General features: G+C 65.2%; 25 protein-coding genes and 1 riboswitch. Of the genes, 6 read left to right on the top strand and 19 right to left on the bottom strand.

What is annotated here, in order from left to right; genetic code table 11:
* Positions 1-164: 164 nt before the first annotated feature.
* On the bottom strand, positions 165-1,514 hold the full coding sequence (locus QUE25_RS09070; RefSeq protein WP_286264219.1) for an aminotransferase class I/II-fold pyridoxal phosphate-dependent enzyme: 1,350 nt from the start codon (positions 1,512-1,514) through the stop codon (positions 165-167).
* Between the two features lie 90 nt (positions 1,515-1,604).
* Between QUE25_RS09070 and pdxS the strand changes: the two genes are divergently transcribed.
* Together pdxS and pdxT are read left to right on the top strand one after the other, a co-directional pair.
* Positions 1,605-2,495, top strand: coding sequence for a pyridoxal 5'-phosphate synthase lyase subunit PdxS (pdxS, locus tag QUE25_RS09065; protein WP_425332703.1), 891 nt, complete (start codon positions 1,605-1,607; stop codon positions 2,493-2,495).
* The gene (gene pdxT, locus QUE25_RS09060; RefSeq protein WP_286264213.1) at positions 2,492-3,166 is read left to right on the top strand and encodes a pyridoxal 5'-phosphate synthase glutaminase subunit PdxT; all 675 of its coding nucleotides are present in this window, start codon (positions 2,492-2,494) and stop codon (positions 3,164-3,166) included. Before pdxS ends, pdxT begins: the two co-directional genes overlap by 4 nt.
* A gap of 144 nt (positions 3,167-3,310) precedes the next feature.
* Here pdxT and QUE25_RS09055 read toward each other — a convergent pair whose 3' ends face one another.
* Complete coding sequence (locus QUE25_RS09055; RefSeq protein ID WP_286268533.1) at positions 3,311-4,384, bottom strand: NAD(P)/FAD-dependent oxidoreductase; 1,074 nt, start codon at positions 4,382-4,384, stop codon at positions 3,311-3,313.
* Positions 4,385-4,434: 50 nt separating this feature from the next.
* On the opposite strand from QUE25_RS09055, the gene QUE25_RS09050 reads away from it, so the two are divergent.
* A complete protein-coding gene (locus tag QUE25_RS09050) occupies positions 4,435-4,749 on the top strand; it encodes a rhodanese-like domain-containing protein (protein ID WP_286264212.1) in 315 nt (104 codons plus the stop codon).
* Positions 4,746-5,018: a metal-sensitive transcriptional regulator gene (locus QUE25_RS09045; protein WP_286264210.1), complete on the top strand. Its 273-nt coding sequence runs from the start codon at positions 4,746-4,748 to the stop codon at positions 5,016-5,018. Before QUE25_RS09050 ends, QUE25_RS09045 begins: the two co-directional genes overlap by 4 nt.
* A 296-nt stretch (positions 5,019-5,314) precedes the next feature.
* Here the strand turns inward: QUE25_RS09045 and QUE25_RS09040 are convergent, their stop codons facing one another.
* The 10 genes from QUE25_RS09040 to QUE25_RS08995 form a co-directional block, all read right to left on the bottom strand.
* Positions 5,315-6,088: an aspartate/glutamate racemase family protein gene (locus QUE25_RS09040; protein ID WP_286264208.1), complete on the bottom strand. Its 774-nt coding sequence runs from the start codon at positions 6,086-6,088 to the stop codon at positions 5,315-5,317.
* Positions 6,088-7,338 carry an NAD(P)/FAD-dependent oxidoreductase gene (locus QUE25_RS09035; RefSeq protein WP_286264206.1) on the bottom strand — a complete coding sequence of 417 codons (1,251 nt, stop codon included), beginning with the start codon at positions 7,336-7,338 and terminating at the stop codon, positions 6,088-6,090. The genes QUE25_RS09040 and QUE25_RS09035 overlap by 1 nt, the downstream gene beginning before the upstream one ends.
* Complete coding sequence (locus tag QUE25_RS09030) at positions 7,338-7,718, bottom strand: RidA family protein (RefSeq protein ID WP_286264204.1); 381 nt, start codon at positions 7,716-7,718, stop codon at positions 7,338-7,340. The genes QUE25_RS09035 and QUE25_RS09030 overlap by 1 nt, the downstream gene beginning before the upstream one ends.
* 9 nt (positions 7,719-7,727) lie before the next feature.
* The gene (locus tag QUE25_RS09025) at positions 7,728-8,546 is read right to left on the bottom strand and encodes an amino acid ABC transporter ATP-binding protein (RefSeq protein WP_286264201.1); all 819 of its coding nucleotides are present in this window, start codon (positions 8,544-8,546) and stop codon (positions 7,728-7,730) included.
* A gap of 76 nt (positions 8,547-8,622) precedes the next feature.
* Complete coding sequence (locus tag QUE25_RS09020) at positions 8,623-9,486, bottom strand: substrate-binding periplasmic protein (protein WP_286264199.1); 864 nt, start codon at positions 9,484-9,486, stop codon at positions 8,623-8,625.
* A 36-nt stretch (positions 9,487-9,522) separates the two neighbouring features.
* A complete protein-coding gene (locus tag QUE25_RS09015; protein ID WP_286264197.1) occupies positions 9,523-10,179 on the bottom strand; it encodes an amino acid ABC transporter permease in 657 nt (218 codons plus the stop codon).
* On the bottom strand, positions 10,176-10,856 hold the full coding sequence (locus tag QUE25_RS09010) for an amino acid ABC transporter permease (RefSeq protein WP_286264195.1): 681 nt from the start codon (positions 10,854-10,856) through the stop codon (positions 10,176-10,178). The genes QUE25_RS09015 and QUE25_RS09010 overlap by 4 nt, the downstream gene beginning before the upstream one ends.
* Before the next feature lie 78 nt (positions 10,857-10,934).
* Complete coding sequence (locus tag QUE25_RS09005) at positions 10,935-11,999, bottom strand: zinc-binding dehydrogenase (RefSeq protein WP_286264193.1); 1,065 nt, start codon at positions 11,997-11,999, stop codon at positions 10,935-10,937.
* 6 nt (positions 12,000-12,005) lie between these two features.
* Positions 12,006-12,995, bottom strand: coding sequence for a C-terminal binding protein (locus QUE25_RS09000; protein WP_286264190.1), 990 nt, complete (start codon positions 12,993-12,995; stop codon positions 12,006-12,008).
* Positions 12,995-14,287 (bottom strand): aspartate aminotransferase family protein, encoded by a 1,293-nt coding sequence (locus tag QUE25_RS08995; protein ID WP_286264188.1) that lies wholly within the window; start codon positions 14,285-14,287, stop codon positions 12,995-12,997. The genes QUE25_RS09000 and QUE25_RS08995 overlap by 1 nt, the downstream gene beginning before the upstream one ends.
* A gap of 165 nt (positions 14,288-14,452) precedes the next feature.
* On the opposite strand from QUE25_RS08995, the gene QUE25_RS08990 reads away from it, so the two are divergent.
* Positions 14,453-15,940, top strand: a complete 1,488-nt coding sequence (locus QUE25_RS08990) for a PucR family transcriptional regulator (RefSeq protein ID WP_286264186.1) — start codon at positions 14,453-14,455, stop codon at positions 15,938-15,940.
* Between the two features lie 220 nt (positions 15,941-16,160).
* Complete coding sequence (locus tag QUE25_RS08985) at positions 16,161-16,472, top strand: DUF2853 family protein (protein ID WP_286264184.1); 312 nt, start codon at positions 16,161-16,163, stop codon at positions 16,470-16,472.
* A 30-nt stretch (positions 16,473-16,502) separates the two neighbouring features.
* On the opposite strand, the gene QUE25_RS08980 is transcribed toward QUE25_RS08985, so the two are convergent.
* The 7 genes from QUE25_RS08980 to QUE25_RS08950 form a co-directional block, all read right to left on the bottom strand.
* A complete protein-coding gene (locus tag QUE25_RS08980; protein WP_286264183.1) occupies positions 16,503-17,123 on the bottom strand; it encodes an AAA family ATPase in 621 nt (206 codons plus the stop codon).
* A 1-nt stretch (position 17,124) separates the two neighbouring features.
* Positions 17,125-19,596 carry an ATP-binding cassette domain-containing protein gene (locus tag QUE25_RS08975; RefSeq protein ID WP_286264181.1) on the bottom strand — a complete coding sequence of 824 codons (2,472 nt, stop codon included), beginning with the start codon at positions 19,594-19,596 and terminating at the stop codon, positions 17,125-17,127.
* Positions 19,597-19,673: 77 nt separating this feature from the next.
* Positions 19,674-20,279 (bottom strand): ECF transporter S component, encoded by a 606-nt coding sequence (locus QUE25_RS08970; protein WP_286264179.1) that lies wholly within the window; start codon positions 20,277-20,279, stop codon positions 19,674-19,676.
* A 34-nt stretch (positions 20,280-20,313) separates the two neighbouring features.
* Positions 20,314-20,423: riboswitch (TPP riboswitch) on the bottom strand.
* 170 nt (positions 20,424-20,593) lie between these two features.
* Positions 20,594-21,238, bottom strand: a complete 645-nt coding sequence (locus tag QUE25_RS08965) for a cysteine hydrolase family protein (protein WP_286264177.1) — start codon at positions 21,236-21,238, stop codon at positions 20,594-20,596.
* Between the two features lie 83 nt (positions 21,239-21,321).
* Positions 21,322-22,581: an MFS transporter gene (locus QUE25_RS08960; RefSeq protein WP_286264176.1), complete on the bottom strand. Its 1,260-nt coding sequence runs from the start codon at positions 22,579-22,581 to the stop codon at positions 21,322-21,324.
* A 101-nt stretch (positions 22,582-22,682) separates the two neighbouring features.
* Complete coding sequence (locus QUE25_RS08955; protein ID WP_286264174.1) at positions 22,683-23,480, bottom strand: transglutaminase-like domain-containing protein; 798 nt, start codon at positions 23,478-23,480, stop codon at positions 22,683-22,685.
* Between the two features lie 128 nt (positions 23,481-23,608).
* Positions 23,609-23,998, bottom strand: a complete 390-nt coding sequence (locus QUE25_RS08950; protein ID WP_286264172.1) for a VOC family protein — start codon at positions 23,996-23,998, stop codon at positions 23,609-23,611.
* Positions 23,999-24,681 lie beyond the last annotated feature (683 nt).

The raw sequence follows: 24,681 nt of genomic DNA, 5'->3' as shown, positions 1-24,681 counted from the left end.
GGGTGCGGCCCTCGTCTGCTTTGCGGCCCGGGTCTGCTTTCGGCCCCGACCCCTTGCGGTCCCGGTCTGCTTCGACCCTAGTCAGCCGTGAGCCCCGGTCTCATTGCGGCCTCGGTCAGCGCTCGACCCGGCCCCCTTGCGGTCCCCGCCAGCTTCCGGCCCGGTCAGCGTCCGGCGCGAACGGCCTCGGCCAGGTCGACGGCGAGCGCCTCGGCCTCGGAATCGTCCAGTTCGTGGATGGTGAGCCGCAGGTGACGCGATGGTCCAGCGGCCGGATCCAGCCGGAATTCGTCGCCGGTACGCACCAGCCATCCGCGCTCCTTCAATCGCTCGCCGACATCGCGCGCGAACACCGGGAGCCCGACCCACAAGTTGATGCCGTCACCGGCCACGGTCTCAATGCCATGCTGGGCGAGCCGGGTGGCGAAGGCCTCGTTGCGCGCCGCGTAGTGCGCCCCCGCACGAGCGATCGCGGCGCGGGTGCCGGCGTCCGACAGCAGCGCATGCGCGGTGCGCTGAAGTAGGTGGCTGACCCAGGTCGTTCCTGGGCTCAGGCGCATCGCGAGCCGGGACGCGGTCTCCGCGTCGGAGGCCACCAGCGCCAGGCAGATGTCGGGACCGATGAACTTCGACACCGACCGCACCAGCGCCCAGCGCCGATGGTCCGGGCCAACCATCGAGTGGAATTGACGCTGGGACAACAGCGAGTAGTAATCGTCCTCGATCACCAGCACGTAGGGGTACTCGGCCAGCACCGCGCGCAGCGCCTCGGCCCGCCGGGCGCTCAGCGAGACCCCGGTCGGGTTCTGGGCGCGCGGCGTGCCGATCACCGCGCGGACGCCCTGCGCGAGCGCCGCCCGCAGCCCGTCCACCGTCATGCCCTCGTCATCGACCGGCACGGCCACCGCCCGGTAGCCGCCGAAGCGGGTGACCTGGATGCTGGCCAAGAAGCAGGGATCTTCGAGCGCCACAGCGTCATCGCGAGTCAACGCCTGGGCGAGCAGCCGCTCGACCGCGTCCACAGCGCCGCTGGTGACCGTGAGTTGAAAGTCGGACGGTACGTCGGGAGCGATCCAGTCGCGAGCCCAGGCCTCCAGTCCGCGGTCGATCACGGGCTCTCCGTACAGCACCGGACGCCCCACCGCGGCATGCAGAGCGGTGCTGAGGTCGGGGATCAGTTCGGCCGCGGGGTTACCGGTGCCGACATCGCGCAGGGTTCCGGAGGCGACGTCGCGCAGGGTTCCGGTGGCGACGTAGCCTTCCTGCGCCATGGGAGTGTGCTCGGCCACGCGGGTGCCGGCGCGTCCCTGCCCGATCACCGCACCGGAGCGGGCCAGCAGTCCGTAAGCGGCCACGACCGTATTGCGGTTGACCTCCAGGCGGCGGGCGAGCACCCGCACCGGCGGCAGTGGATCGCCGGGCACCAGGATGCCGCTCTCGATGAGGTCGCGCACGCTGTCGGCGATCTCGGCGGCGGTGCCACCAGTGATCGCCGTCTCAGCTTGCTCTGCCACGATGGCGATTCTAAGGCCCGCGTGCTAACTTTTGGCCTAGGTCAAAAGATTGCGCTCGCTGCACAGCCCAGAACCCAGAACCAGGAGACCATGATGAGCACCACCACCGGCACCGATCGGGTCAAGCGCGGCCTGGCAGACATGCTGAAAGGCGGCGTCATCATGGACGTCGTCACCCCCGAGCAGGCCCGGATCGCCGAGGACGCCGGCGCCGTCGCGGTCATGGCACTCGAGCGCGTGCCGGCCGACATCCGCGCGCAGGGCGGCGTCGCCCGGATGAGCGACCCGGATCTGATCGAGGCGATCATCGCCGAGGTGTCGATCCCGGTCATGGCCAAGGCCCGCATCGGCCACTTCGTCGAGGCGCAGGTGCTGCAGGCGCTCAACGTCGACTACATCGACGAATCCGAGGTGCTGTCTCCGGCCGATTACGTCAACCACATCGACAAATGGCCGTTCACCGTGCCGTTCGTGTGCGGCGCCACCAACCTGGGCGAGGCGCTGCGCCGCATCAACGAGGGCGCTGCGATGATCCGATCCAAGGGCGAAGCCGGCACCGGCGACGTCTCGGAGGCAACCAAGCACATCCGCACCATCACCTCCGAGATCAACGCGCTGACCGCGAAGTCGGCTGACGAGCTGTACGTGGCAGCCAAGGATCTGCAGGCCCCCTACGACCTGGTGGCCGAAGTCGCCAGCACCGGACGCCTTCCCGTCGTGCTGTTCACCGCCGGTGGCGTCGCGACACCGGCCGACGCGGCGATGATGATGCAGCTCGGCGCCGACGGCGTGTTCGTCGGCTCGGGGATCTTCAAGTCGGGCGAGCCGGCCAAGCGGGCAGCGGCGATCGTGAAGGCCACCACCTTCTACAGTGATCCGTCGGTGATCGCGGAGGTGTCGCGCGGTTTGGGTGAGGCGATGGTCGGCATCAACGTCGCCGATGTTCCCGCGCCGCACCGGCTGGCCGAGCGCGGCTGGTGAGCGGCCTGCGAGTCGGTGTCCTGGCGCTTCAGGGGGATGTCCGCGAGCATGTGCGTGTCCTGAGCAGCCTGGGCGCGAGCGTGGTGAACGTGCGGCGTCCCCAAGACCTCGAAGGCATCCGCGGCCTGGTGTTGCCAGGTGGCGAATCGAGCGTCATCGACAAACTCGCGCGCGCCTACGGGCTGCGGCAGCCGATCCGGGACGCGATCGCGGCCGGCCTGCCGGTGCTGGGCACCTGTGCCGGCCTGATTCTGCTCGCCGACCGCGTCGGCGGCGCCATTGCCGGCCAAGAGAGCTTCGGTGGCCTGGATATCACTGTGCAGCGCAATGCGTTCGGCAGCCAGGTCGATTCGTTCGAGACCGAGCTCGCGGTACCCGCGTTCGGCAAGCCGCCGGTGCACGCGGCATTCATCCGGGCTCCGTTGATCGAACGGGTCGGACCGGGCGCCCACGTGCTCGCCACCTTGCCCGATGGACGAATCGTCGCGGTCGAGCAGGGCGCGCTGATCGGTCTTGCCTTTCATCCCGAGGTGACCGGAGAGACCCGCTTCCACCAGAGGTTCCTCGGCACGGCGCGGCGTTTCGCGTCCAAGACCGATGCCCCGCAGGGTCCGAGGGACCGGGCCGCGGCCGCGATCAACACCGCCGACGCAACGAGAGGACGCACGTAGTCAGTCGGGCGGGGTGCGTCATCGCTTGGGGTGACGCACCGACAGCACATCCCTGGGGTCATCGGACAGCTTGACTCATATACCCCAGGGGGTATACTCGCTTCATGCTCACTCACAGGACGACCCAGCGCCAGCCCGCGCCCCTCACCCCGACGGTATGCACGGACGACGGAGTGTGCTCGATCGGCTATGACGCCCTGGTGCTGTCCCCGGGTGCGCAGCCTGTGCGGCCACCGATTCCCGGGCTGGAATTCGGACGGTGCCGGTCAGCACGTTGTTGCCGATCAGGCCGGCCATCGTGACCGGATCCTTGGCGTTGCCGTAGGGCGGGGAATAGGCCAGATCCAAGTCGATCAGGTCTGCCACGGTCATCCGGTTGCGCAGTGCGGTGGCGAGTACATCGATCCGTTTGTCGACTCCGTCGGTACCTACAGCTTGCGCACCGAGCAGCAACCCGTCGTCCTCACGGAAGTGCACGACGAGATGGACCGGACAGGCGCCGGGGAAGTAGCTGGCGTGCTGGGTGGGATGCAGATGCACGGTGTGATGGGCGATGCCCTGGGCAAGCAAGGTCGCTCGGTTGGCGCCGGTGAGCGCGGCGGTCAGCCCACCGGCGCGGACGATCGCGGTGCCGCATGGCTGCGGGATCGGACGCGCGATGGCCGGGCGGAGGATATCGTCTGCGACCAGACGTCCGGCGCGGTTGGCGGGCCCTGCGAGGGTGATCGGACGCCGCAGGCCGGTGATGGCGTCGGTACTCACGGTGGCGTCCCCGACCGCCCAGATGCCGGGCACATTGGTCCGCCCATGCTCATCCGTGATGATCGCGCTCTTCTCGCAGGCCACCCCAGCGGCTTCGAATACCGCGGTGTCGGGGCGAACGCCTACCGAGAGCACGATGAGGTCCGCGTCGATCCGGCCATCGTCGGCCAGCACCACGGTGTCATGTTCGGGACCCTCCTCGATGGCCGTGGCAGCGACCTGGGTGCGCACGGTGATGCCGAGCCGGCGCAACTCGTCGGCAACCAGGGAGGCGAGTTCGGGCTCGAGGGGCGGGAGAACGTGCTCGGCGAGCTCGACGACCGTCACCTGCAGGCCCCGGTGGGCCAGCGCTTCGGCGGCTTCTAAACCGATGAATCCGGCCCCCAGCACAACGGCACGAGTGGCCCCCTGACTGACGATCTCGTCGAGCCGGGTCGCGTCGCCGACCGTGCGCAGGGTGTGAACCCGCGAGGAGACTGTGGTATCCGTGGCAGGTGGACGACGTAATGGCGTCGTCGCTCGTCCTCGATACCCGTAGCCCCGCCGAATTCGCCAGCGGTCATCTGCCGGGGGCGCTCAACATCGCGCACACCGAACTCCGCCGGCGTATCGACGAGGTGCGCGAGGTCGCGGCCGGGCGTCCTGTCCGAGTGATGTGCGCCTCCGGGATGCGTTCCTATCTGGCCCACCGGGTGCTCACCGAGAACGGCTTGGATTCGGCCACGCTGTCCGGCGGCATCCTTACCCTGCGGGCCTTCCTCGACGGCACCGACGTCCTGCATGACACCGATTCCATCCACACATCCGGGAGACTCCAATGACCAGCCACAGTCCCGAAGCCAGGAAGAACGTCGTCAACCGGCTGCGCCGAGCGTCCGGCCAACTCACCGCTGTCATCACTGCCGTCGAGACCGGCGCCCCCTGCCGCGAAGTCGTTACTCAACTCGCCGCTGTGCGTAGCGCACTCGACAAGGCAGGTTTCGTCATCATCTCCACCGCCATGAAGGACTGCCTCGCCGATCCGGACGAGACCGCCGACGACGGCACCACCGCGGAGCAGCTCGAAAAGCTGTTCCTCATGCTCGCCTGAATCATCAATGATCACGCCAACCAAACGAAGGAATCATCATGTGTCGTGCCGTTCGCTGCCACATCTGCGGAAAGACCACCTGGGCCGGCTGCGGCCAACACATCGACCAAGTGAGGCGCACCGTCGCCGACGAACACTGGTGTGACGGTCATGCTCCCCAGCGCACCAAGGGCCGTTTTGCGTCGTTGTTCAACCGCTGAGCGGTTCGCGAACATCACAGGACCACGCGGCGCCAGAAGCGAGCCGACCGGCCGGAGTCCGCGGGGACCAGCCAGCTGGTGCTCGGCAGACAGCCCCTACACCCATCCCCCGTACGGCTTCTGAGCAACCGCATTGTGCAGCCACTTGATGAGCGTGGTGAAGTCGAAGACCGGCCTACCCACAGCCGACTGGATGGCGGCTGCATAGGGTGGCAGATCGCTGCACTCCAGGAGCACGGCTCCCACTTGATCGTCTTCGCACAGTCTCTTGGCGAGGCTCACCACCTCGTTCTGGACGCCGTCGTTGTCGAAGCTGCCGCGCCCTTCGATGATGCAGGAGAACTCGGGTTCGTTCTGCAGTCCCCCGATCACCAGGTCTGAGGTGTCGCCAACTCCGCACGATGCCCAGATCTCGTCATCCAGGGACGACGAATCTGCCGTGAGAATAGCGATCTTGCGGCCGGGCAGAATCGTCCTGATCCAGGGGATCTGGATGAGCGACGACAGCGCCGCCGGCACACTGAGTCGGGGGCTCACACGAGCGTGGTAGCGCCCGAAGAAGCCGCAGGCCGAACAGATGGCCCGCACGCCCGCCTGCTCCAATTCCTGGCAGGCAGCGAGCACGGAATCGCTGACATCGACACGCTCACTACCGAACAGCTTCGAGATGTCGAGACCGCGCACGGGCTGGAGCCGTACCGGAAAAGCGAACGTACTGGCATTGACGACATTGCCGGGCACCATCGGGTACCAGACATCCTCGATATAGATGACGCCGACCGGGAATCCGGCAACGACCTGCGCGGGTGCCATTCGCACCGGGCCGATCGGGGCGCCGGCAGGGAGATAGCCATATGGCGCGGTGGGCATCACGCGTGTGCTCCGAAACGCGCCGGGGCGAACGCCCGGTAGTCTTCTGGAGCGTCTCCCTCAATGAGGGCGCGCAGTACCTTGGCCGTTGACGGCGCATAGGTGAGACCGAGCATTGCGTGTCCGGTAGCGAGATAGGCGTTGCGCTGACCGGGCACCAGCCCGATGATCGGGACGCCGTCCGCCGACATCGGTCGCAGACCGGCCCAGCCAGGATCAACATCATCCACGGGCACGTCCGGATAGATCTCCTGCACCTGCGCGATCAGCTTGTCGATCACAGTCGGTGCGACGCTCGGCTCGGGCTGGCCAATGATCATCCCGCTGGACGCCCTCAGCCCCCAATCGAGCGGGGTCACGGCGATGTGGCTGACATCTGTCAGCACGGAGGCAGCCGGCTTGAGCGAGTCGTCCTCGAAGTGCACGTCGACCGAATACCCGCCACCGGGAAACAGCGGTAGCGAGTACCCCAGCTTCTTGGCGAGCCCGCGCGAGCCGACGCCTGCAGCGATGATGAACTGGTCCGCCTCGATCGGCCCCTGCGACGTCACCGCCGCGCGAACCACACCGTCGGAGGTCTCGAAGGAGATCACCGGGGAGTGCTGAATCAGCTTGCCGCCGGCCTGTTCGATGCTGGCCACCAGCGCCTTCATGACCGAATCCGGTTCGACCTGCAGATCGTCGGGTGCGAAGTAGGCGTACTCGACGTCGGGAGCGAGGTTCGGATCAACCTCGTGGACGGCTGAGGCACCCTCGAGCAGTCGGATGCGCTTCTTGAGCTCCGGGAATCCGTCGAATACCGCGACTGCCTGCTCGTAGGCCTGGCGGGACGTGAAGACGTGCATCGAACCACCGGTGTGATGCTCGAAGTTCAGGCCCTGCTCCTGGTACTCCGCGAAACCGTCGAGCACCATCCGGGTGAGGATGTCCTGAGCGTCGGTCCCCACGACGAAGTTGGACTTCTTCGTGGCCCATGCCATCCGCAACAGAAAACGAAGGTAGTCGAGCGAGAACTGCGGGGTGATGCTGATCGCCGAGTTCCCGCCGAACACGGAACGGGCCGCGATACCGATCGAACCGGGTGCGGGGACCGGGAAAGACAGCACACCGGTCACCAGAGCCGCGTTTCCGTGGGAGGGACCTTGGCCGTAGTCACCGCTCTCGACGATCGTGACCTCATGACCTGCTCCGAGCAACTCATGGGCTGCGGCCAAGCCGACGACTCCGGCTCCGATGATGACGATTCGCATCAGTGCTCACTCCCGACGAAAGCGGTGATCAGCATCTCGATGCGATAGCCCGGCAGATCGGCGCCGACGGTGGCGCGCGGAGGGTAGGGTGCCGGCACGATTTGCTTGTAGGTGGCATCGAATCCAGCGAAGTCGTTCTCGATGTCGTTGAGGAAGACCTGGACTTGGACGAGGTCTGCCAGACTCGAGCCGGCCTTGGCGAGCACCTGCTCAAGCAGTTCGAAGCAGTATCGGGTCTGTTCCTCGATAGTGCTGCCACGGACTGCCCCGGTCGCCGGGTCGTGCGAGGTCATGCCTGAGGTGAACAGCAGGTTCCCGACGACCTTCCCGTGACTGTATGCGGCCACGGACTCGCCAACCGAGATCACGCGGGGTTTCATCTCTATCTCCTACCTGTCGGTGACTGCGGACAAGAACTGGCGCGTGCGTTCCTGCCTGGGATTGCTCATGACCTCTTCGGGCACACCCTCTTCGAGGATCGCGCCGTCTTCCATGACCACCAGGTAGTCCCCAATGGTGCGAGCGAAGCTCATTTCGTGGGTGACGACCATCATCGTCATGCCCGATTGGGCGACAGACTTCATGACGGCGAGGACGCTTTGGGCCAACTCGGGGTCCAGCGCGCTGGTGGGCTCGTCGAAGAGCATGATCTTGGGCTCCAGTGCGAGTGCACGCGCAATCGCGACGCGTTGCTGCTGACCGCCGGACAGCTTGGGCGGGTACTGCTCTGCTTTATCGGACAGCCCAACACTGTCGAGTAGCTCGAGTGCACGCTCGCGCGCCTCGTCCTTACTGCGCTTGAGCACGCGCTGTTGGGCCAGGACGATGTTGTCGATAACGGGCATGTGCGGAAACAGATTGAATGACTGGAAGACCATGCCGACGTGCCGTCGCAACGCCAGTAGCTCTTTGCGGGAGTGACTGTGTCCGCCCTCAAGGAACTGACCTGCGACGAGCATGTTTCCGTCGTCGGGCGCCTCGAGGAGGTTGACGCACCGCAACAGTGTGCTCTTCCCCGCTCCGCTGGGTCCGATGACAGAGCACACCGAGCCTTCTTTGACCCGCAACGAGACCCCTTTGAGAACCTCGTGGTCGCCATACCTCTTGCGGAGGCCCGCCAGCTCGATCGCGAATTCCGGGCGTCCGCGACCACTCGTGGAGTCATCGGGCTCGGTGGCCGTGACCGTCAGTTCACTGTTGTCGCTCATTTTCTGCGTCTCCCGCGCGTTGAGAATCAAGAACCGAGCGCCCGGGTGGATAAGCCCACCCGAGCGCTCGCTGGAATCAGCTGTCGAGCAGGTAGCTGTCTTCGACCTCGGTGAGGCTCGGATCCACGTCGTGGTCGATGAAGATCTGCTTCAAGGTCCCGTCGGCCCGCAACGCAGCGATATCGGCATTGAGGGCCTCACCCAGAGCCGTATTGCTCTTCGTGAACGGAATGCCGACCTGTGCAGGCTTAACCGAAGCGCCGATCGGCTCGTAGGGATCGGCGGTGGTGACCTTCCAATCGCCACCGTTCTGACTGGCGCTGAATGCAGCGGCGGGAACCGAATCGATGCCGACATCGATTCGGCCGCTGTCGAGGTCGGCCCACATCTCGACGTTCGACTTGTAGATCTTCAGCTTGTCGCCGAGTTGAGCCTGAAGATCAGCGACCCATAGGTAGCCGTCAACGGTGCCGACGTTGCGGGTGAGGATGGTGGGGATATCGGTCACGCCGTCTTTGGAGATGATGCCCATCCCGTCGACGTACATCGCCTCGCTCAGCCCGACGACTTCAGCCCGGCTCGTCGTGCGGTAGTAGTCACCAATCGCAACATCGGTGCGACCGGACTGGACGGCCGGAACCGCGCCGCTGTAATCCACCTGCACGTATTCAGGCGTCAGGCATTCCATTTCGGCGATGGCGGTAATGATGTCCACATCTACGCCGGCCGCAGTTCCCCCTGCCAGCGAAGAGAACGGGGGAAACTCGGGTGCCGCAATGGTGAGAGTGCCATCTTTGATGGTGGTGAAGACATTCGCGGGTGTGCAGTCGGCCGCGACGGTGGAACTGGACTCGCCGGAGCTACCGCTGGAACAGCCGGCAAGCAGCAGTCCGGTCACCGCGGCGGCGACCGTCAAGCCCTTCGAAAGGCGCATCGACATGATTCGACTCCTCTAGTGGTGTAGTGCGGATGACCGTCATTGACCGAGCGACATACGTCGCTCAACCTGTCGGGTCACCCAACTTGCAGGGATGGTGATGGCTGCGTACATGAGTCCTGCTAGGGCAAACGTCTCGAGGGCCCGGAAGGTCTGATTGCTGATGCTGTACGCATTTGCGGTCAATTCGCTCACCGTTATCGAGTAGGTGAGCGAGGTGGCCTGGAAAATCTGGATCGCGAGCCCCATGAGCGAAGGAATTGCGACCCGCAGCCCTTGGGGAATGATGACGAAACGGAGGAGGTCCGCATTCGTCAAGGCGAGTGCCTGGCCCGCCTCGATGGTGCCGGCATTGACTGATCTCAGCCCGCCGCGCAGGTACTCGCCGGCATAGGCCGCTGTCGTGTAGGTAAGTCCGATGACCGCACACAGAAACGCGGTCGGTGACCAATGCAGTGCCGGCAAGCCGAAATAGACGACGTAGAGCACCACCAGAGCGGGTGCACCGCGCCCGATCTCCACTAGGGCGATGGATAGCCAGCTCAGCGGCTTGAACCGGGAACTGACCCCGAGTGCCAGGAGGAGCCCGAGAGGTAGACCAATAAGGAGACTGAGCGCGGTGAGCTCAAGCGAGACGATCAACCCACCAAATAGCTTGGGGAAGATGCCCGCCCAGAACTGAAACATGTTGGTCATCGTGCGCCCGCCTTACGCATGCGAGCTTCCATGCCGCGGGCGGCAAGACCCATCGGTATCGACAATGCCATGTAGACGATGGCTGCGATGAAGAAGAGAAGAATTCCCTCCGGCGACCTGCGCGCATAGGTGCTGGCCGCAAAAACCATTTCTGTCACACCGATCACGGAAGCGATTGAAGAATCCTTCACCAGACCGATGAAGTAGGTAGCCAGTCCGGGGAGCATCGCCCGCAGAGCCTGCGGGGCGATGACCTTCGTGAACATCGTCCAACCCCCAAGTCCAAGCGCGTGCGACGCCTCGAACTGCCCCTTGTGGACTGCCACCAGACCGCCTCTGAAGATCTCGGCCAAGTATCCGGCAGAGATGATGCCGAGCCCGATGATTGCCGCTTCGAGCGGATCGAGAAGAACCCCGATTCCCGGAAGGCCGAAGTAGATGAAAAACAGCCACACAATGGGAGGGATGCCCCGCGCAATATCGATGAAGCCCTGCGCCACGAGCCTGAATGGAACGAACTTTGAACCCCGCATGAACATGAGCGGAATAGCGATGACGAAACCGATAAGGAAAGCGCCGACGGTCACCATTAAGGTGTATGGAATGGCCAGGATTATTGGCGCGGATCCCCCCACGGATACCTCCTCTGCCGGTTTGTCAGAGGTAAGTTGCGTCATACCTCCGTAATGCTCTAGAGCATACGCGAGGAGTGTTTCACGAGTTTTACGAGAGGGATTAGCCTGGTATCGTTCAGGTTACCTTGAAGTAACAGGATTGCCTGGGCGCAGAAGCGCCTTCACTGTCTCGCGACGATCCATTTGACGATACGCCTCAGGCGCATTTTCGAGGGTGCCGAAATAGCTGAAGACCACACCTGGACGCAATTCGCCAGAATCTACCAGTGGAAGCAGCTCGGGCAGGTAGTCGCGGGCCGGACACATTCCACCTGAGATCGAAATATTACCTCTGAACAATCTCGCCAGGTCCACGTTCACTCCATGTGGGAGGCCGACATATCCGACGGTGCCGCCAGGCCTGACCAGGGATAATGCCGTATCGAATGATCCGCTCGAACCGACACATTCCACGACTCGTTTGGCCAACTCATCGGAGGTCAATTCGCGCACCGCAGCTACCGCGTCATCGCCGCGCACTGACAGAAACGCGTCGGCACCGTTGGCCCGTGCCATTTCTTCGCGATCGGGATGCGCCCCGCCCAGCACGATAATTCGACCGGCACCGATCATCCGGGCGGCGATGATTGCGCATTGGCCGACCGCTCCGTCTCCGACAATGACGACCGTGTCGCCAGTCTGAACACCCGCATTGCGGACACCGTGCAATCCGGTGGGCATGACATCGGCCAAAGCAAGCAGGTCCGGGATGCGCTCGATCGGCGGCGCCGAGCCGTCGGAACTCAGTTTGACTAGCGTGGCCGATGCGTGCGGCACTCGTACCAGTTCGCCCTGGCCGGCATCGACGACCTCGCGGCTCCAGAAGCCACCGTCCAGACATGAGGAGCTAAGCCCTTCGCGACAGAAGGAGCATTCTCCATCGGAGTAGCGGAAGGGTGCGACCACCCAATCACCAATATCTAGCCCTGTGACCTCGGATCCCGTCTCGATGACTCGACCCAGAAACTCGTGGCCGATCCGTGACCCTGGTGCGACGGCGGCCTGACCCCGGTAGGTCCACAGATCCGAGCCACATACGGCTGCGGCCTCGACCTGCACAATGGCGTCGCCGGGGTCTTCAATGCCTGGGTCGGGAACCGTTTCGACCGAGACCTGATAAGGGCCGTGAAAGACCACCGCACGCATTTCAGTTCACCTCGTCCCGGTACCCATGTTGACGAGATTCTCCGGTGCTTCATTGAAGACCAGGCGCTGGACGAGTTGCTGCAGCGCGATCCGACGTCCATCGGCAAGAGATTCCTCGGAGATGAAAGCAGCGTGCGGGGTAATGAGAACGTTCTCCAGTGAGAAGAGGTCGGACGTCTCGGTGTCCTCATCCTCGATAACGTCGACCCCGGCACCGGCAATCTGACCTGTCGTCAATGCTTCGACGAGAGCCGGTTCGTCGACCACGGACCCTCGCGCGGTGTTGATGAGAAATGCCGTCGGTTTCATGAGCTCCAGTTCGCGCTTGCCGATGAGATGCCTGGTCTCGGGCAATAGTGGAGTGTGCAAGGACACGATGTCGGAGGTAGCCAGCAACTCGTCGAGACTGTCGACCTTCTCGACTCCATACTCTTCGAGGTACTCAGCGGACTTGGTTGGAGCGTACACGATGACCCGTAGGCCGATGGCCTGGAGGATCGGCACCATGAGCTTGGGGATGCTGCCGAAGAAGACGAGTCCGATGGTCTTGCCGGACACCCGAGTCGGGAGCCCGCCGAGCATAGGGTTCCAGTGCCCGGCGCGCACGCTGCGATCGAGGAAACTGATCTTGCGAACAAGATCGATGATCATCCCGACGGTGTGCAGGGCGACGTCTTCGGAGCAGAAGCCTGGAGTGTTGGTCACCCCGATGCCGAGGTCGGTTGCCGCATCGAGGTCAACGTTGGACACGCCGATCGCCTGCAGGCTGATGACCTTCAACTTCGGCAGCCGTTCCATTACGGCGCGGGTGACCTCGAAGTACTCCACGAGGACTCCGTCTGCATCTGCCACAGCTTCGACGAAAGTGTCTTCGGCGTTGTCAGGGGTGGTGACACCGACCAACTCGATCTTGTCGGCAACACCCCACTCGGCCAACAACTGGTTCTCGTAGTCCAAACCACCATCGATGTTGAAGTAGACAACTCGAGCCGGCATCAGTTCACTTCCTTTTCGTTCACATCGGTCAGAACACCTTCAAGGATCGCAAGACCTTCGTCGATGAGATCGGTCGTGGTGTTGAGGGGCGTAGCGAAGCGCAAGCCGTTGCCTCGAACACCACACGACAGCGTGAGCAGCCCGTTGTCGAGACAACCTCGCCGGACCTGTTCGAGTAGGTCGCCTCCTGGTCGTCCATCGACGTGGTTGAGTTCGATGGCGCGCATGAGGCCGAGCCCTCGGGCGTCGGTGACGATGGGGTAACGCTCCTTGATCTCTTCGAGGCGGGCGGCCAGATGGTCACCGACAGCATTGACGTTGTCGAGCACCTTCGCCTCCTTGAACTCGTCGAGCACGGCGAGCCCGGCTGATGCGACGACCGGGTTGCCGCCGAAGGTGCCGCCGTGGCGTCCCGGACCCCAGGCCTGCATGATCTCGTGGGTGGACACAACACCGCTGGCTGCCAGCCCCCCAGCCATGGCCTTACCGATCGTCATGATGTCGGGCACCACATCGAGGTTCTCGCTGGCGAAGAATTTGCCGGTGCGTCCGTAGCCAGCCTGGATTTCATCGAAGATGAGCAAGATGCCCTGCTCATCACAGATCTCGCGGAGCGTCTTGACGAAGCGGGTCGGCGGGACGACGTAGCCGCCTTCGCCCTGGACCGGCTCCATGAGGATGGCGGCCACCGAACCCGGATCGCGGATGTAGGAGAACAGATCGTCGAGCTGACCCAACGCATAGTCGGTGATCTCGTCGGGGGTGAAGCCGGCCGGGGCTTGGCTGGCCGAGGGATAGGGGATGAAATCGATGCCCGACATCAGCGGGTCGTAGCCCTTGCGGTACTTGGAGTTGGAGGCGGTCACCGAGGTCGCGGCGATCGTCCGACCGTGGAATGAACCCTTGAAGGCGATGATTGCAGGCCGTCCGGTGTATGCCTTCGCCAGCTTGAGCGCTCCGTCGGTGGCCTCGGCGCCACCGTTGCTGAAGAAGGTGGTGGACAGTTCCCCAGGTGCCAGCTCGGCGATCCGCTCCGCCCATAGCAGGGTGCTTTCGTAGTTGACCATGTTGAATGAGGCGGTCAGCAGCTTCTCAACCTGCGCCTTGATGGCCTCGACCACTCTGGGATGGCAATGTCCCAAAGCGTTGACCGCGATGCCCTGCACCCAGTCGAGGTAGCGACGACCGCTGGTGTCCCAGATGTAACTGCCCGCGCCGCGATCGATCATGAGGTCGGTTGTCTTGTACAGCGCGGGGCTCAGGTAGGTCTCATAGTCCGCGTAGGTGATCATCTGCCGCGCTCCTTCTGGTTCAACCTTCGAGTCGAGGGAGCGGCGCCGGTCCCAAATTCTGTTGACACAAACTGTAAGGGCGCAGTCCGGGCCGATGGCTGGTACGTCCGGTATCAGATTTGTGAGATTGTGGGCCTTCAGGTACCGGGTGGCTAAGGTTCACCCATGGCTGTCACCGTGCGAGAACTCCTCGGTATCCGTTCGCTGGGATTGCTGCTGCGCTTCGAGGGATCCGACAACGCCTTGGACGCTCAGATTCACTGGGTTCACCAGAGTGAGCTCATCGATTCGACCCTGTTTACCGAGCCCGGTGAAGTGCTCATGACCACGGGCTCCAGGCTGCCGCGTCCCGATGAGACCAGCGCGGAAGAACTTGCGGAGGTCTACCGGCAGTATGTTCAGAGATTGTGTGACAGTTCTGTCGTCGCCCTCGGTTTTGGTGTCGGCGATCGGCACGACCAGGTTCCTGATGAACTCCTGCGGTCGGCACATCGCTACGGCCTGCCGGTCTTCGAGATCCCCTGGGAACTGCCGTTCTCAGCTGTCATCAAGGCGGTCTCGAAGTCCCGTTCGGACGCCGAGCATGCCTATCTGCGTCGCACCAATACCGCCCAGCGTCGGCTCATCGCGGCGGCGGGACGTCCGAATGTTGCGCAGTCCGTGGTGAGCAGCACAGCGCAGACCATCGGTGGATGGGCCGTTCTGGTCGATCACAACGGGCGCATGGTGGTGCACACCCACACCGACCAGCTGAGTCGAGCAGCCCAAGCCGTGCGTCAGCACATGGCCAGCGGCAAGACGGTGAGCTTCGCCGATGACGAACGCGCGCATCTGTGTGTGCACACGATCACCGGCAGCGAGGACCAGATGCGGGGCTTCTTGGTGGCGGGCACACCAGGGGATCTTGATCCCTTGGCCATCTCCACCTGCCTGCTCGCCTCGAACCTGCTGGGCATCTTCCTGTCCTTGACGGGACGCCTGGAGACGGCGCTCAGCGAGATGCGCTCCAGTCTGATCGCCGAAGCCCTCGCCGGCAATGCCGATCTGGTTCAACGCGCCGGAAAGAGTGTGTGGCCGAAGACGCCCCACGACCCCGTTCAACTGGGTTGCGTGGAGGGCACCGAAGCCCAACTCGATGCCCTGCGTCTTGCCGACATTCCGGCGGCCTGGGGGCAACTCGACGGTCGCTTGTGGATCGTCACCCGACCGCCCATGCAGGCCAGGCTTGCAGCACAGATCGACGAAGACGGGCTACGGATGGGATGGGCGCCGCCGTGCAGTTGGCGAGAACTGGGCGAGGCCAGGAGGCTGGCTCTGGGTGACCTGTTGCGCCACGACGCCGGGGTGAATCTGGTAGACCTGCTGCCGCGTCAGGAGGCAGAGGCCTTCGCCCGCACGAAGCTCGGCCCGATTGTCGATCCGGGCAACGAAGAGCTGCTGACTACGCTTGCCGCCTGGCTGGATGCAGACGGATCCCTCGATGTCGCGGCGGCCGCACTCGGCGTTCATCGCCACACGGTGAGCCGTCGCATGCGGCGGATCTGCGAGTTGCTCGGCCTGGGGTCGGTGGATCATTCGGTGCGCCATGATCTCTGGTTCGCCTGCCAGGTCCTGGCACACCACGGCGAACTCCCGACGGCCACCACGGCCTGATCCGAATCGCCTCGGCTCGGTGCGGGGTCGTCCAACGACTTCGCCCCGCGAGGTCACAGGCGCGCGGTGCAAGCAGCGCGTGAACCGGTTCGATCGCAAGTGCGACGAGCGACCGGTCTGACAGGCACCGCACGGCACCCTCTTGTTCCATGATTGACATGGCGGATCACTGGCCCGGCATGGACGTCGCGGCATCCCGCCCTCGAGAGAAGGAGTCCCGATGGACTACGTCGAAGATCTCAAGAAATACACCAAGACTGTGGACGAGGACGCAGTCAAGGCGATGGCTAACACCTACCGTCTCGTGCTGAGTCAGCCGGATTCTGCCGTTGTCGCATTCGGCGATCCCGGGGAGCTGGAACGAGTGAAGGCGAACTTCCTCGTCAAGAAGCTGGGCCTGCCCGACGACGAGTCCCTGGATGAGGGCATCGCTGCCGTCGGCGCGAAGCTGAAGGGCGTCAGCCGCAAGAACCGTCTCGTCGTCTACTACCTGCTCGCCGAGCACTTCGGCAAGCTGGACGCATTCAAGTAAGCACCACGTCCTGGCCTGGCGGAACGCCACTCAGGTCCACACCACCAGATCTGCCAACAGGTCCGGACGGTGACGGGCGAGATGGCGTTCCTCCTGCCGGGACCACATCTGCCACCAGGGCCGGTAAGAGTCCCCATCGCGGTCCATGGCACGCCGGTAGCGCTGCCGGGGGTCGGCGTCCACCCAGATCCTGAGGTCGGAGACAGCCGCCGTAGACCCGGTGAGCGCGCCGGCACCCTCCACCACCAGCGCCCGGCCAGGTATCAAGCTCACCGTGCGGCCCGGTCGGTTGCGCACCCAATCCCACTGAGTCCATGACCCTCGCGCGCCGGTCAGCAGCTGCTCGGTGATCCGCGTCCCCTCCTCGAGTCCGTCCCAACCCGGGTACCAGGAGTCGAGGTGCAGCACCTGCACATCCGATGGATCCTGTGCTTGCAGCGCGGCGGCCAGCTGATGTGCCAGGGAGGTCTTGCCGGAGCCCGAGCGTCCGTCGATCACGATCACCGGCGCATTCCACCGGGTTCGGCCATCGACCGCAGCCGCCGCGGTGGAAGGGTGGCAGTCCTTCCACCGGTGACAGATCTGCATCACCCGGTGGACGAGGTACGGCGGCAGGGCATCGTCCTCGTGCCAGCGCACAACGGGGCGCACCTCAGCGCCCCAGGGGCTGGAAGACGCCCCAGTGCACGGCGGCGCCCAACGCCAGGACGGGGACGGCCACACAGATCATCATCATGACCAGGTCCGCCACCCCCACGTGTGAGGGCCGGGCCCAGGTTCGTGGCATCTCCGCACCGAAGCCGCGGGCTTCCATGGTCAGGGACAGTTTCGCCGACCGGCGCAGTGCCAGCACCAGCAGGGCGAACGCGCCTGCGATGAAGGCGGCGACACGGTTTCCGTCTCCGATGCCCCGGACCCGCCTCGCCCGGCGCAGGGCCTGCCAATCCCCCACCATGAGACCCGCCATGCGAACCCCCGCCAGGGAGGCGAGCACCGGACGGGCGGGCAGATGCAGCACCTGGGACAGCCCATCGGCCATATCGGTGGGGTCGATGCGGGAGAGCACCGCGATGGCCGGCAGACCCAGTGCCAGCACACGGACGAGGATTGCCACCGACAGCGTCACGGAGTTCTCCGAGATGATCGCCGGCCCGAACTGCCAGTACACCTGCCCACCAGGGGAGGCGTACAACAGCATCGAGAGCGCTGCCAAGGGCGCACCCACGAACAGCGGGACCATCCGTAGTGCCACCTGACGTGGGCTGATACCGACCAGTGGAAGCAACAGGAGTTCCAGGACCAAGGCGATCGAGGCGGAGAGCACATCGATGGAGATCATCAGCGGCGTCGTCATCGCGACCAGCCCGAGGAACTGCACCACCGGATTGACTCGCTGAAGCAACTCCCCGCGCAAGGCGGCCTGCCATCGTGACCGCGCAGCACCCGGGGCATCCGGTGTGGACGAAGCTGTCCGCGGCACGAAGCCCGAGGGTTGCACTGGATCATCGGCGACGCGACCCGAGGGCGCCGGATCATCGGCTGCGGACACTGGGTGCACCGGAGGATCGTCGCCCGCGGCCCTACGGGTGCGGGGGTCCCACCCGAGGTCGGCGAGGTCGATGACGTGGCCGTCCATGGCCGCCACGAAGGAGCGGTCGTGGGTGATGGAGACGATCGTGGTGCCGCGGGTTACGGCGTCGCGCAAGATGCCGACGAGTTCCAGCCACGTCGTACGGTCCTGCCCGAAGGTCGGCTCGTCCAGCACGACCACCTCGGGCGCGCAGATCAGGGCGGTCGCCACGGACAGCCGCCGCTTCTCCCCACCCGACAGCGTCATGGGGTTGGCGAGGGCCACGTCGTCCAGGGCAAGAAGGCGCAAGAACCGGTCCACCTGGGTGGCCGTCTCCTCCGCCGGGGTGCCCGCGGCGCGGGGACCGAGCTCCAGTTCTTCACGTACCGTACGCGACACGAACTGGTATTCGGGCTCCTGGAACACCATGGAGATGCGCCCGAGCAACTCGCGGGACGACCAGGCATGGGGGTCGGTGCGCCCGGGAGCCGGGGCCAGGTCTTCCGCCACGCGGACCTGCCCTGCGAGCTGAGGCAGCAGGCCGACCAGGGTGAGGGCCAGGGTGGACTTGCCGAGACCGTTGTCCCCGACGATGCAGGTGGACGCGCCGCGGGGAATATCGATGTCGATCCCCGCCCGGACCGGCCGGCTCTGCTCGTACCCGATGGTCAGGTCGCGCCCCGAGAGCACCACCGCGTCAGAGCCAGCGGCCGTCGGACCGGCTGCGGCCGGCTGCGTGGTCATCCGGGCGTGGGCCTCCTTGACCACGGCGACATCGTCGCCGGGCAACCAGATGCCGGCGGCGCGCAGCTGCCCGCCCTGGTCGCGCAGCACCTCGTCCAGTGGGCCGTCGGCGGCGATGGTGCCGTCGAGGATCACGACGCAGCGGTCCACCAGGTCTGCCCACACGTCCACACGGTGCTCGACGACGACCAGGGTGGCTCCGGTGCGCTCCAGCACACGCTCGGCGGCTGCACGCACTTCGTCGACTCCGTGCGGGTCGAGATTGGCGGTCGGTTCGTCGAGCAGCAGCAGACCCGGACGCATGGCCAGGACGCTGGCCAACGCCAGGCGCTGCTTCTGCCCGCCGGAGAGCTTGGAGGTGGGATGGTCCAGTGGCAAGTGCAGGCCCACGGCATCCAGCGCGTCTCGCACCCGGACCCAGATCTCCTCGCGGGGGACGCCGAGGTTCTCGCAGCCGAAAGCGACATCGTCCCCCAGGCGAGCCATCACCACCTGGGCCTCCGGGTCCTGCATGACCAGTCCGACACGCTCGCGTGCGGCGTGCGGGAGGCGGTCGTCGAGTGTGAGTTCGCCCAGGGACTCGCCCTCGTCCTCGCCGCCCAGCAAGCCGGCGAGCCCACCCATCAGCGTGGACTTGCCCGCACCCGAGGCGCCGAGCACCAGTACCCGCTCGCCCGGCGCGATGTCGAGGTTCACGTCGCGCAAAGCCCACGCCCGGCGTCCGGCATGCCGCCATCCCCACCCACGCGCGCGCACCCGTACGCCGGGAACGGCGCGGACCTCGGGCAGACGAGGCGAGTGGAGGGTCACGGCTGGAATCCTGTCGGGATTGTGGTCGGGAACGGACGACGAGGCGGACGCGACGGCGACCTCTGTGCTGGGTCTGTTCAAACCCGGCCGCGGATCTCGCGTCCCGCAGCGAACCGGTCGAGGGCGCCGGTCTGGGCGAGCCCGCGCACCAGCAGCCAGCCGACCAGGCCCGCCAGGACCAGACCGGTGACGATCATCGTGGACAAGTAGATGAGATTGAAGGTCAAGGTCTTGGCGAAGTTCGGGGAACTGCCGAAGAAACCTTCGAACACCCATGCGGCCACGCCCGCGCCGGCTCCGGCCAGCATGGCGACGGGCAGGTTGAACTTTCGGTAGCCGAAGATCAGGAAGACGAGTTCCGCACCCAGCCCCTGGACGAGGCCCGAGTAGACCGTCGAGATGCCCCACTGGGAACCCAATGCCATCGACACCACGGCAGCGAGGACCTCGACGAAGACCGCGGCACCCGGCTTGCGGATCACCAGTCCGCCCAGGACGCCCCCGAGCAGCCAGATCCCAGCGACCAGCCCGCCAAATCCCGGCGTGGCTGCGTCGATGACGGCGTATGCCGCGCCCCCGACCTGATTCCATACCAGGAAGATGACTCCGCAGGCCACCCCCAGGATCGCGGCGGTCACCATGTCAACGACGCGCCACTGCAGGCGACCGTTGGATTCGCTCATGTCTCTGTTCCTTTCCCGTGCACTGCGAGTGCCCGGGAAAGAGCGGGAGCCTTCCTACGCCGGTATGGTCCGGTTCAGGTTCGACGGTCGAGGGCGGTACGCCCTCCTCTCAACCCGGCTTCCCGGGTTCCCGTGGCACTGGCTGGAGTATAGCCCCCATGCTGATTTTGGCCCGCAGCGGTTCAGGTTCCTTGTGGTTCGGATCCTGATCGACCGCTTGCGCACGGTCCCCGTGAATCGACTTTCGCGCCGCCAGAAGCCACGTGATGCCGCATTCGTCCGTCTCCCGGGCTCTGCGCGCCTAAGGCAACCGATCAAGCCTCTGCCATCAGCGCTGCGACGACTTGCTCGGCAGTGAGGAGGTTGACCCCGATCAGTCGGAAGTCGGCGAGACGTTCCGGGGTGGATTGCGACACGGCATCGGTCACGAGCACCGCACGAAGATCGCGTTCGCTGGCGTCGAACAGCGTGGCCCGCGGGCAGTTGGGAAGGTTGCAGCCGGCGACCACCACCGTGTCGACCTCGTGAGAGTGCAGCCAAGTCTCGAGTCCGGTTCGATAGAACGCGCTCCACCGCGGCTTGTATACGACCGCCTCGCGGGCAGAAAGCTGCTGCGGTTGACCACACAGGAGCCTGTCGGGATCAAGGGTGATCCCCCGGTGCCCGGGAAGAAGGATCGCCGGGATGTCGGCGCCAGGACTTCCCGGTGCGACCACACCTGCTCCCGCTTCGATGCTGGCACGACGTATCGCGTCCACATCCGAGCTGCCCGGCTGATAGAGCCGGATCACGTGCGCGATGGGACGCCCAGCAGCACGAAACCCGCCGGCAAGCTCGGCCAGACGAGCAAGCAGCCGTTGCGTGCCAGGAACCGGCATTGCTCCGTCGATGAAATCGTTCTGTACGTCAATGATCAGCAACGCCGAACGAGCGAAATGCGGAGCAGTATAGTCACACACCTTTTCATGGTAGAGCCGCAGCGGCCGCCTTCTGGATGGCTCGTTCTGTTGGCCGACACGTCGTCGGTCTCGACCATGAGCACTCAGTCGTCGCGGTCCGAGACGGTGTGCTTGCCTTCGGGAGGCTGCGAGGAGTCCGCGACGGCGAGAAGAGCGCACACGCTCATGGCCACGAGCACGAGGAAGACGGCCACGAACGTCATCGTCCACCCCGGCACGCGCGAGTGGATCCAACCCGCGGCGACCGGCCCAGTCGCCGCCACGGTGTACCCAATGGTCTGAATCAACGCGGTGATCCGCCGGTTCTCGTCAACGTCGCGTGCCCGCTGGATGACCACCACGAAGAGAACCGTGAAGAATGCGCCCTGCGCCAGGCCGCCGACGAGGCTCCACACCGGCCACCATCCGGGAACCGCGATCAAACCGATCGGCAAAGTGATCCAGCAGACACACACGGCGGCCATCGTGCGAAGCTGCGACCAGCCGAGGGCACTCATCAGGATCGGCACCAGGAACGGACCCGCGATGCCGGCCGCCTGGAAGAGGCTGGACCCGAGGCCCGCGCCTACCACGCTCATGTGCCGCATCTCGGCCAGCGCCGTCGGCAGCCACGCCGTCACTACGTTGTAGGCGAGGATGTGGCAAACGAATGCTGCCACGAACAACCAGACGACGCGCCATCGTCCGATCTGCCGACGCTCAAGGCCAGCCGCGATAGGCGATGCCGGCTGGACCGGGGATAGCCCTGCGCGCCGCCGTATGCCGGCCCGTGCTCCGGGATCCCCCGGCGGGTAGACGGCGACCCACGCAACCAGTGCGACCAATCCGAGCACGACCCCGCTTCCGGCCGCGGACCATCGCCATCCGACGACCAAGGCCACCGGCGCGGCCGCGGCGGTGACGAGCGCAACGACGATATTGACCGTCGACGTATACGCACCGGTCAACAAGGCCGTCCGGCGCTGGAAATCTCGCCCGATGAGCATCGGAATCGACAGGTTCCCGATCGCCAATCCCGCGCCCAGAATCAATGAGCCCAGGTAGAGCCCTGGCTGCGCCCCGAACGAGCGCACCAGCGAGCCGGCCACGACACCCAGCAGGCAATAGATGGTGGCGTGGTTGATTCCCGTAAGCCGCAGCAACACCGAGGCGATCGGGGTCAGGACGCCGAAGCACAGCACGGGAAGGCCGACAAGCACGCCGGCCTGCACCGGATTGAGCTGAAAGTCGGCCGAGATCTGTCCGAGCAGCGGAGGAATAACCACTACCGGGGCCCGCATCACGCTCGCGCATGCCAACAGCGCGAAGGCGGGGGCCAGAGCCCACAGCCGTCTACCGCGCATGTGAGCACCGTGTCCGCCAGGACGATGGCGCGCTCGAGTTCGCGAGATCCAGGCCTGCGGCTCTCACTGTCTGCATACCCCCATACCCCGAGTCGCGGCGCTCAGCCCAGCTGCACCACGTGGGTCAGATCATCGGACGGCAGAGTGTCGACGGTGGCTGTCACCTCCACGTCGGTTAGCTCGGCCCACCCGTAGATCGTCGACAGGAACGCGGCATCGGCCGCGTCGCGGCCCGTGGCGATCCTCACCAACGAGGAGCGGGGCGCCAGGGCAGTGCTGTCCACCACGCACCAGCGTCCGCCGACATAGGCCTCACACACGGCGTGAAAGTCCATGGGATCCAGACCCGGGGCGTAGACGGAGACGAGTCGCGCCGGCACTCCGCGAGCGCGCAGCAATGCGATGCACAGGTGCGCGAAATCCCGGCACACGCCCTGGCGCATCAGTAGCGTGCGCACCGCCCCGTCGGTCGGCAGGCTGGAGCCGGGGACATAGGCCAGCCGGGTTCCCACCCACGAGCTCACTGCATCGAGCAACGCGATCCCGTCCACGCCGCCGAACTCCGCCGCGGCGGTTGCCGCGAGAGTGTCGGACTCGCAGTACCGGCTCGGCCGCAGGTAGCGGATGACGTCGCACGACTCCGCGGTATCCGGCGCGGAACGCCCACGCATCGTGGCCTCATACCGGACGGTCAAGCGGCCGGCCTCCGCCCGGATCCGATGCAACCGCGTACCGTGCAAATCCAGGATCTCCTCGGCCGGCACGTGCCGGCCATCGAGTGCTGTGTCCAGCGTCTGAGTCACCACCAAGCCGGGGGATGTTGCGACGGCGACGGACAGGACCAGATCGCTCGGCACACGAACCTCGATGCCCAGGGACGCGCCAACGGTTCGATGCATGCGCTCATCTTGTCAGAGCCGGCAAACGAATCGCGCGGCGACGTGCTCAGGGTCGGGTGCTGCGCATTGCGTTCAGGCAGCCTGCTCGTCTCGTGGGGGCCGGACGATCTGGGTTCCAGCCGCACCGGTCAGCTCTGAGGCTGCTGCGTGGCGATCCACCATGTGGTCCCCCAAGGGTCCTCAACCCCGCCACGCAGATCGTCGTCGCCCGCCTTCTCGGGCTCGCGGACGACCGATGCCCCGGCCGCGATCGCCCGATCGAAGGTCGCGACCGCATCCTCGACATAGAGATGGAGATGTGCGGGAGCGCTCGGGATATCGCTCGCCCCGCCGCCGATCATCACGATGCTGTCATCGATCCTGACCTCGGCGTGCTTCAGCGACCCGTCCGGTCGGTCGAACCTCCGCTCCAGCGAGCCACCGAAGGCAGCCTCGAGGAAGGCGATGAGCCCTTCGGCGTCCTGGCAGATCAGGTAGGGACTCAACGACGGATACGCGGCAGGCTTCCAGTCGTCCATGACGTCAGCATACGAGCCGGAGGCTCGGCGAGTTCGACGACAGCGGGCGAGCCATCCGCGACAGTCGGGGCGGGGTTCGAACGTTCTGGTATGGGTGGACGCAGGGGGTAAGGAAGCGCGAGATGACCAGACCCTTCCGCAGGACCGAGTTGCGCAGGCTCTCCGCGAGTGCGCGCTGGGCGGATATCAGCGCACCGGTTCGAATCAGGTTGAAGATGTCCACATCGCTGTGCTGCTGGTTCCTGGACGTTGTGCGCGATCCCCGATGAAGCAGGCGACGAACGCCTCCCCGAAGATGCTCGTCGCCAACTCAGCCAGTTCGACTTCAGTTGACACGCTCACGGCGTTACCCTCTCGGTGCACGATACCGCGCGGGATCGGCAATGCCGGAGGTCCCTGATAGTCGCCTCAGTCGTCACTGTTAGAAAGCCTTGGCGCCTGGGACGAGAACCTTGGTGCCGCGACGGGCCGCGGCGAGCGCTCGGGTTGCCTCATGCAACTCGTCCCGCAACCGCACGAGTCCCACCGCATAGCTGTCTGGGTCCCACTCGGTTTCCTCGAGGTGTGACAACACCGATGGTTCCGAGGCACCTCCTGTACAGGACATTGAGCGTGTGGTTCGTACGGGGCCGCGCGGGGAGTCCCCAAGCAAGATCGACCACACTGCCACGAGGGTCGAGAAC

This window comes from Brooklawnia propionicigenes, from assembly GCF_030297015.1.
GTDB lineage: Bacteria > Actinomycetota > Actinomycetes > Propionibacteriales > Propionibacteriaceae > Brooklawnia > Brooklawnia propionicigenes.
Note: the sequence above shows the minus strand (reverse complement) of the source record. Positions and strands in the feature narration are given on the sequence as shown.